Origin of the sequence: Rhodococcus sp. ARC_M5 (assembly GCF_022810405.1) — a bacterium.
GTDB classification, from domain to species: domain Bacteria; phylum Actinomycetota; class Actinomycetes; order Mycobacteriales; family Mycobacteriaceae; genus Rhodococcoides; species Rhodococcoides navarretei.
Window position 1 is genome coordinate 395,030 of record NZ_JALGQE010000004.1, and the last position, 7,664, is coordinate 402,693.

General features: G+C 64.8%; 7 protein-coding genes. All 7 read left to right on the plus strand.

Going from position 1 to position 7,664, the window contains the following annotated elements:
• Positions 1 to 134: 134 nt before the first annotated feature.
• The 7 genes from MTX34_RS09350 to MTX34_RS09380 are packed head-to-tail and all read left to right on the plus strand — an operon-like array spanning position 135 to position 7,502.
• Positions 135 to 1,712 (plus strand): ABC transporter substrate-binding protein, encoded by a 1,578-nt coding sequence (locus MTX34_RS09350; RefSeq protein ID WP_243609205.1) that lies wholly within the window; start codon positions 135 to 137, stop codon positions 1,710 to 1,712.
• A 1-nt stretch (position 1,713) separates the two neighbouring features.
• Positions 1,714 to 2,643 (plus strand): ABC transporter permease, encoded by a 930-nt coding sequence (locus MTX34_RS09355; protein WP_243595273.1) that lies wholly within the window; start codon positions 1,714 to 1,716, stop codon positions 2,641 to 2,643.
• 8 nt (positions 2,644 to 2,651) lie between these two features.
• A complete protein-coding gene (locus MTX34_RS09360) occupies positions 2,652 to 3,638 on the plus strand; it encodes an ABC transporter permease (RefSeq protein WP_243609206.1) in 987 nt (328 codons plus the stop codon).
• Positions 3,635 to 4,654: an ABC transporter ATP-binding protein gene (locus tag MTX34_RS09365; protein WP_243609207.1), complete on the plus strand. Its 1,020-nt coding sequence runs from the start codon at positions 3,635 to 3,637 to the stop codon at positions 4,652 to 4,654. Before MTX34_RS09360 ends, MTX34_RS09365 begins: the two co-directional genes overlap by 4 nt.
• Complete coding sequence (locus MTX34_RS09370) at positions 4,647 to 5,642, plus strand: ABC transporter ATP-binding protein (RefSeq protein WP_243609208.1); 996 nt, start codon at positions 4,647 to 4,649, stop codon at positions 5,640 to 5,642. Before MTX34_RS09365 ends, MTX34_RS09370 begins: the two co-directional genes overlap by 8 nt.
• Positions 5,642 to 6,379, plus strand: a complete 738-nt coding sequence (locus tag MTX34_RS09375; RefSeq protein ID WP_374639211.1) for a sulfite exporter TauE/SafE family protein — start codon at positions 5,642 to 5,644, stop codon at positions 6,377 to 6,379. Before MTX34_RS09370 ends, MTX34_RS09375 begins: the two co-directional genes overlap by 1 nt.
• 49 nt (positions 6,380 to 6,428) lie before the next feature.
• A complete protein-coding gene (locus tag MTX34_RS09380) occupies positions 6,429 to 7,502 on the plus strand; it encodes an SDR family oxidoreductase (RefSeq protein ID WP_243609209.1) in 1,074 nt (357 codons plus the stop codon).
• Positions 7,503 to 7,664 lie beyond the last annotated feature (162 nt).

Sequence of the window (7,664 nt, forward strand, 5' to 3'; positions counted from 1 at the left end):
GTGACCCACAAAACTGGCTGGAAAGGGCATTTCGTCCGGTTGACGGTGAAGACAGCCCGCTCCTACCGTGTGTCTACCGTCACAGATTCGGCTGCAACTCGCAGACGCGGATCCTTTTCCCACTGGAGGCCACCATGAGCCCTGCACTCTTCGTGCAGCAGGGACGGAACCATCGCGTCGCCGCAATTGCCGTTGGCGCACTGTCACTTTCACTTGCCGCAAGCGGCTGCACCGTCGCCAACTCCAACAACGGCGGAGCCGCTCGCGCAGATACTCTTCGCATCGTCCTACCTCAGGAACCGCCGACCCTCGAAGCCTGCGACGTCTCGCTCACGTCGGTCGGGGTCGTCACCCGCTCGAACATCACCGAACCTCTCATGGAACGCAACCCCAGCACCGGAGATCTCGAACCCAAGCTCGCCGACTCCTGGGAGCAGACCTCCGACACCGAATGGACGTTCGCGATCCATCCCGGAGTGACGTTCAGCGACGGCAGCCCCTTCGAGGCCGAGGACGCCGCCTTTTCGATCGACCGCACGGTCAACTCCGAACTGGGATGCAACGTCGAAGGGTACGTATTCGGCGACGCGAACCTGGTGGTGAAAGCAGTCGACCCCATGACGCTGACCGTCCAGTCGCCCGAACCCGACCCCATTCTGCCGCTGCGCCTGTCGTTCGTGGAGATGGTTCCGCGCACGGCCAGCTACACCGAGCGGGTGCGCGAGCCGATCGGCACGGGACCGTTCGCGATCGAGCGTTGGGACTACGGCCAGAAGCTCTCGCTCGTACGCAACGAGACCTACTGGGGCCCGGAGCCCGAATACGCGAGGGCCGAATACCAGTGGCGCAGCGAAGGCAGCGTCCGCGCATCGATGGTCACCAACGGTGAGGCCGAGATCGCCACGTCCGTCGGACCCGAGGACGGTGCGGGCGACCTCGGAGTCGCGTACCCCAACAACGAAACAACGGCGCTGCGCATCCAGGCGGCTCAACCGCCACTGGACGACATGAGGGTTCGGCAGGCGATCAATTACGCCATCAATCGCGAGGGCATCGTCAAGGCCCTGTTTCGTGGACTCGGTTCACCTGCAGAGCAATTGATTTCCGAGGGCGTCGTAGGCTTCAACGAGGACCTGACACCGTGGCCGTACGACATGGACGAGGCCCGCGCGTTGATCGAGCAAGCCCGCGCCGACGGCGTACCCGTGGACACCGAGATCCGCTTGATCGGACGCACCGGGCAGTTCCCGAAGATCAACGAGACGGTGGAGGTCATCCAGAACTCGCTGTCCAAGATCGGTATGAACGTGAAGATCGAAATGATGGACGCCGCGGGCACCGCCGAGTATCAGGAGCGTCCGTTCCCCGACGTCGGGCCGTATCTGCTGGTGATTCAGCACGGCAACCAGGCCGGCGACTCCGCGTTCACCGTCGATCAGTACTTCACCAGCGACGGCTTCCAGAGCGCTTACGGCACTGCGGAATTCGACAGAAAGATCGCTGCCGCCGGTGCGCTGACCGGCGAGGACCGCCAGCACGCGTACGCGCAGGTGTTCGCCGACGAACCGAAGGACATCATGCAGATGGCCTACATCGCGCACATGAACGGGGTACTCGCCAAGGCGTCCTCGGTCGACTACACCCCGAACTCGGCCACGGTCGACGAAATGCATCTCGCCGCGATGACGCGCGCCGATACCGAGAGGCCCTGACATGTTCGGATTTCTCCGCAGACGGATCTACACCAGCCTCATCCCGCTGTTCGTCGTCCTGCTCGGCGTGTTCTTCCTCGCTCGGCTCACCGGCGACCCCACCAGCCTGTACCTTCCCGAATCTGCGACCCAGGCCCAACGCGAGGCCTTCCGTGCCACCAACGGGTTCGATCAGCCGGTCCTGACACAGCTGTTGGACTACTTCAAGGGTGTCGTTCAACTCGACTTCGGGCAGTCGCTCCGCACCGGTGAGGACGCGTCGGCGATGGCATTGCGTGCCTTCCCCGCAACGTTGCAGCTCGCGTTCGCGACGATGTTTCTCGCGATCCTCGGTGCCGTGATCATCGGGTGCTGGGCTGCGTATCGACCCAACTCACTGGCCGACCGTATCTCGAGCCTGCTGTCGATGACCGCAGCCAGCATTCCCGATTTCTGGTTCGCCATCATGGGCGTCTACGTCTTCGCCATCCTGTTCGGTTGGCTGCCCACCTCCGGTGTCGACAACGGAATGCTCTCCTGGGTACTGCCCATCGCGACACTGCTCATTCGCCCCCTCGGCGTGCTGACTCAGGTGGTCCGAGGCGCAATGGTCTCGGCCCTGTCGGCCCCGTACGTTCGGTTGGCGAGAAGCAAGGGGGCAGGCGATCTTCGGGTCGTCACCCACCACGCTCTGCGCAATGCCGCCGCACCGGCCCTGACCGTTGCCGGCGACCTGATGGTCGGACTCGTCAACGGGGCGGTGGTCGTCGAAGCCATCTTCGGCTGGCCCGGCATCGGAAAGCTGATGATCGACGCCATCCTGCAACGCGACTTCGCCGTCCTCCAGGCGGCCGTTCTGTTGACGGCAGTGTCGATCTTCGTGCTCAACATCGTCATCGATGCCTGCTATGCACTGCTCGACGCCCGGGTTCGCGACAAGGTGAAGGTCTAGGTAAGAACATGTCACTCGACTTCGAAGCACCGAAAACGTCCGAGCCGGAGGATGTTCCGCCCTCGGTTCCGGTGGAAGCCCGCAAGGCATCGGCCCCGCTGTGGAAGCTGTTGCTGCGAGACAGGGTTGCCACCGTCGCCGCTGCGATCCTGGTGCTGGTCCTGCTCACGGCGATCTTCGGGCCGATGCTGGTCGGCGACTCGGCGACCGATCAGGATCTCGACCGCTCGAACCTGCCACCGTTCACCCTCGACACCGGGTGGATGAACATTCTCGGTACCGATCCACTGGGCCGCAGTATGCTCGCCCGATTGATCGTGGCCAGCAGAACCACACTCTCGGTTGCCGTTCCAGCCGTGATCCTTTCCGCGATCATCGGCTCGTTCATCGGTATGTGGGCCGGCTTCCATCGGGGCTGGCGCGAGACCGCGGCGATGCGCGTCGCCGACGTCATCCTCAGTTTCCCGTCCCTGCTGATGGCCGTCGTGGTGCTCTACGTCTTCTCGCCCAGCGCTGCGAACATCGTGCTGGTGCTGACGGTCACGCGTATCCCGATCTACCTGCGTACCGCGCGCGCCGAGTCCGCAGAACTGCAGAGTCGGCTGTTCGTGGACGCCGCCCGTACCTTCGGTGCCAAGAGCGGATCGGTGATCCGACGCCATGTGGCCCCGATTCTGCTGCCGACCCTGCTCACCGTCGCAACCCTGGACTTCTGCTTCGTCATCCTCGCCGAATCGTCACTGAGCTTCCTGGGCATCGGTATTCAGCCACCGGACGTCTCCTGGGGCCTGATGGTCTCGCAGGGCCGGACCTACCTGCAGACCGCCTGGTGGCTCTCGTTCTTCCCCGGCCTGGCCATCGTGTTGACGACCGTCTCGGCCACCGTGCTCGCCGCCTGGGCCCGCATCGCCACCGACCCCGCGCAGCGCTGGCGACTCAACGTGCCCCGCTCCAAGCGCTCTCGCCTGCTCCCCGCACGAAAGGTCGTCTCATGAGCGCACCGGCAACAACACCGCACCGAACCGACACCGGCAGCGTCGCCCTCGACGTTCGCGGGCTGACCGTCGATCTGCGGACGCCGTCGGGCGTCATTCGCGCCGTCGACAACGTCACCTTCACCGCCCGTCGCGGTGAAACCCTGGCTCTGCTGGGCGAATCCGGTTGCGGTAAATCGATGACGGCACAGGCCATCGTCGGGTTGCTCGAGCCGATCGCGGACATCACCGGTGGCTCGGTCGAATTGGGCGAGATCGACCTGGTGACGGCCAAGACCAAGGTACGACGCACGGTCGCGGCCACCGAACTGGCCATCGTCTTCCAGGACGCACTGACCGCCCTCAATCCCGTCTACACCGTGGGAACCCAACTGGCCGAACCGTTTCGGATCCATCGAGGTATGTCCGGCAAGCAAGCACGGGCGGAGGTCATCGCGCTGATGGCCCGCGTGGGCATCCCCGAGCCCGAATCACGCGCCGACTCCTACCCGCACCAATTCTCCGGCGGCATGCGTCAGCGCCTGCTGATCGCGATGGCCGTAGCGCTGAGCCCGTCGGTACTGCTGGCCGACGAACCGACCACCGCCCTCGACGTGACCGTGCAGGCGCAGATCATGGCGCTGCTCAAGGAATTGCGCACCGAGCACGACATGGCCGTCGTACTCATCACCCACGACCTCGCTCTGGTGGCCGAGGAAGCCGATCGAGTGGCAATCATGTACGCGGGCAACGTCGTCGAGACCGGACCGGTGTCCGAGGTGTTCGGCGAACCGCGCCACCCGTACACCAAGGGTTTGCTGGACTCGGTACCCGTTCACGCCGTCCGCGGTGAGGATCTGAAGTCGATCGGCGGCACCCCACCGGATCTGCATTCCATTCCCGACGGGTGCGTCTATCAGGCCCGATGCCCCCTCGCCCGCGAGATCTGCATCAGCACTCGACCGCCGCTCGAATCCGTCGGCACCGGCCGGATGTCGGCCTGCCACTTCCCGAACGAGGTACCCAGCCATGTCTGAGCAACTGCTGACCGTGCGCGGCCTGAACAAGACCTTCGACGTGGGCCGCGGCAAACTCCGGGCCCTCGACGCCATCGATCTCGATCTACGACGTGGCGAGACCCTCGGCCTCGTGGGCGAATCCGGCTGCGGCAAGTCCACTCTCGCACGCACCCTGATGATGCTCGAACGACCCGACTCGGGCACCGTCGCCTTCGACGGCATCGATCCGTTCGCGCTGCGCGGCAAGGAACTCCTCGCGTGGCGTCGACGAGTACAGATGGTCTTCCAGGACCCGTACGGCTCACTGAACTCACGCATGACGGCAGGTGACATCATCGGTGAGCCGTGGCGAACCCACAAGGGCCTGTACAAGACTCGCCGCGATCGTTCTGCACGTGTTCGCGAACTGCTGCATCTGGTGGGCCTGCGCCCGAGCGACGAGAATCGATTCCCGCAGGAATTCTCCGGCGGTCAACGCCAACGCCTCGGCATCGCGCGGGCTCTTGCGCTGAACCCCGACGTGATCATCTGCGACGAGCCCGTCTCGGCCCTCGATCTCTCGGTGCAGGCGCAGGTACTCAACCTGCTCAACGACCTGCAGAAGCAACTCGGCATCTCGTACGTGTTCATCTCCCACGATCTGTCGGTGGTCCGACACGTCGCCGACCGCGTCGCGGTGATGTACCTGGGCCGCATCGTCGAATCCGGTGCCACCGAAGCAGTATTCGAGCGACCGTCCCATCCGTACACTGCGGCGTTGATGTCGGCCGCACCCACACTCGACGCGTCGAACCGCGGGACGAAGATCCTGCTGAAGGGCGAGGTACCGTCGCCGCTGAATCCGCCGTCGGGATGCCGCTTTCGCACGCGCTGCTGGAAGGCGACCGAACTGTGCGCCAGTGAGGCACCCCCGGTGGCGCTCGACGCCGACGAGGCCGATCACATCGCCGAATGCCACTATCCCCTCGCCGCAGGCAATCTCGGCCTCGTTGCTGCCGGGACGTGATGGCGACACACCTGAGCGTCACCGGCTTCGTCGTCGTCGCCCTGGCCATCTTCTTCGCGTCGGCGATGCAGGCGTCGATCGGATTCGGCATGGGCATGCTCGCAGCGCCGATCGTGGCCATCGTCGACCCCGGGCTCATCCCGGCGACGCTGATCATGCTCGCCGTTGTCGTCAGTGTGCTCGTTCTGGTTCGTGATCGCACCGCCCTCGATCTTTCGGGAGCGGGGTGGGCACTCGCCGGTCGCCTGCCCGGTTCGGCGGTGGGTGCACTTCTGCTCGTCCTACTGCCCGAGCGAGGACTGGCCATACTGCTCGCGCTTGTGGTGTTGGGCGGCGTCGCACTGACATCCTTCGGCTGGGTCCCGTTCCCGCACCGACGAAATCTGGTGGTGGCCGGGGCCGCGTCGGGAATTCTGGCAACGGCCACCTCGATCGGCGGACCACCGATGGCCCTGGTGTGGCAACGCAACACCGGGGCCGAACTACGCAGCACCATGAGCTGCTTCTTCCTCGTCGGCTCGCTGATCTCGCTGGCGGTACTGGCGGTGGCCGGCGCTGTGGATGCCCATACGGCCACGCTGTTCGTGTTCCTGGCCCCGGCGACCGTTCTCGGTTTCCTGCTCTCTCGAGTGGTCAATCGTGTTCTCGACCGTCGACGCCTGCGCATCGTCGCGATCACCGTCTCCGCCGTCGGCGCGCTCGTGCTCGTCGGCCAACAGGTACTCGCCCTGTTGTGAGACGCGACGCGTCACGTGTCGAGTCGGCCCCAGTGGGTAGTCGGCACGAATGACTACGAACACCACACGCGCGCTGATCGTCGGTGCCACCGGTATTTCCGGGCAGGCCCTGTGCCGCGCCGCACTCGATGCCGGCTGGACCACCTACGGACTGAGCCGCAGCGGCAGTACCCCCGTCGACGGCGTCGTGCCGGTGGCTGCGGATCTACTCGACCCGGAGTCCTTGCGGGACGCCCTGACCGACGTCCGTCCCGAGGTCGTGTTCTTCACCGCCTGGATGAAGAAGGACTCCGAGCAGGAGAACATCGAGGTCAACTCGGCGACCCTACGCAATGTTCTCGACGTTCTCGGCCCCCTCGATTCGGTGAAGCACGTCGCGCTGATGACCGGCCTGAAGCACTACCTGGGACCGTTCGATGCCTACGGTGAGGCCGTGATGGCCGAGACGCCGTTCCACGAGACCGAACCGCGGCTCGACACACCGAACTTCTACTACGCGCAGGAAGACGAACTGTTCGCCGGTGCCGAGAAGTTCGGATTCGGCTGGAGCGTGCACCGCGCCCACACCGTCTCGGGATTCGCCGTCGGCAACGCGATGAACATGATGCTGACGCTGTCCGTCTACGCGTCGATCTGCAAGGAACTCGGCGAGAAGTTCGTCTTCCCCGGCTCCGAAACGCAATGGAACGGGCTCACCGACCTCACCGACGCCGACCTGCTCGCCGAGCAGATGGTCTGGGCCGCAACCGACGACAACGCGCACAACGAGGCCTTCAACATCGCCAACGGTGACGTCTTCCGCTGGCGCTGGTTGTGGCCACAGTTCGCCGAGATGTTCGGCGTCGAGCCCGAGGGTTTCGACACCGAACCGCGTCCGCTCGAACCCCGCATGTCCGACGCGGGCGCCGCGTGGAAGCGCATCGCCGAGAAGCACGATCTGGTGGAGAGCGATGTCTCCCGCCTGGCGTCGTGGTGGCACACCGACGGCGACCTCGGCCGCGACATGGAATGCCTGACCGACATGAACAAGTCGAAGAAAGCCGGGTTCCTCGGCTTCCGATCCACCCCGGATGCCATCGCCTCGGTGATCCAGCGTTACCGAGAAGCGCGTCTGATTCCCTAGTGCGTGAGAGCGGCTGCGCCGCACGTGAGCGGAACTTCGTGACGGGTTCACGTGGTCGTCGCAACGAGCAGTCGTTTGTTGTACTCCTCGAGGGGAGTATCCCATCCCAGGGTTTTTCTGGGGCGGTTGTTCAGTAGCGCGGCGACCTCGTCGAGCCGTTCG

Excerpts from the sequence above, each read along its gene's own strand:
- MTX34_RS09365 (WP_243609207.1), top strand. The coding sequence starts at position 3,635 with ATGAGCGCACCGGCAACAACACCGCACCGAACCGACACCGGCAGCGTC.
- MTX34_RS09375 (WP_374639211.1), top strand. The coding sequence starts at position 5,642 with ATGGCGACACACCTGAGCGTCACCGGCTTCGTCGTCGTCGCCCTGGCC.
- MTX34_RS09350 (WP_243609205.1), top strand. The coding sequence starts at position 135 with ATGAGCCCTGCACTCTTCGTGCAGCAGGGACGGAACCATCGCGTCGCC.
- MTX34_RS09360 (WP_243609206.1), top strand. The coding sequence starts at position 2,652 with ATGTCACTCGACTTCGAAGCACCGAAAACGTCCGAGCCGGAGGATGTT.
- MTX34_RS09380 (WP_243609209.1), top strand. The coding sequence starts at position 6,429 with ATGACTACGAACACCACACGCGCGCTGATCGTCGGTGCCACCGGTATT.
- MTX34_RS09370 (WP_243609208.1), top strand. The coding sequence starts at position 4,647 with ATGTCTGAGCAACTGCTGACCGTGCGCGGCCTGAACAAGACCTTCGAC.
- MTX34_RS09355 (WP_243595273.1), top strand. The coding sequence starts at position 1,714 with ATGTTCGGATTTCTCCGCAGACGGATCTACACCAGCCTCATCCCGCTG.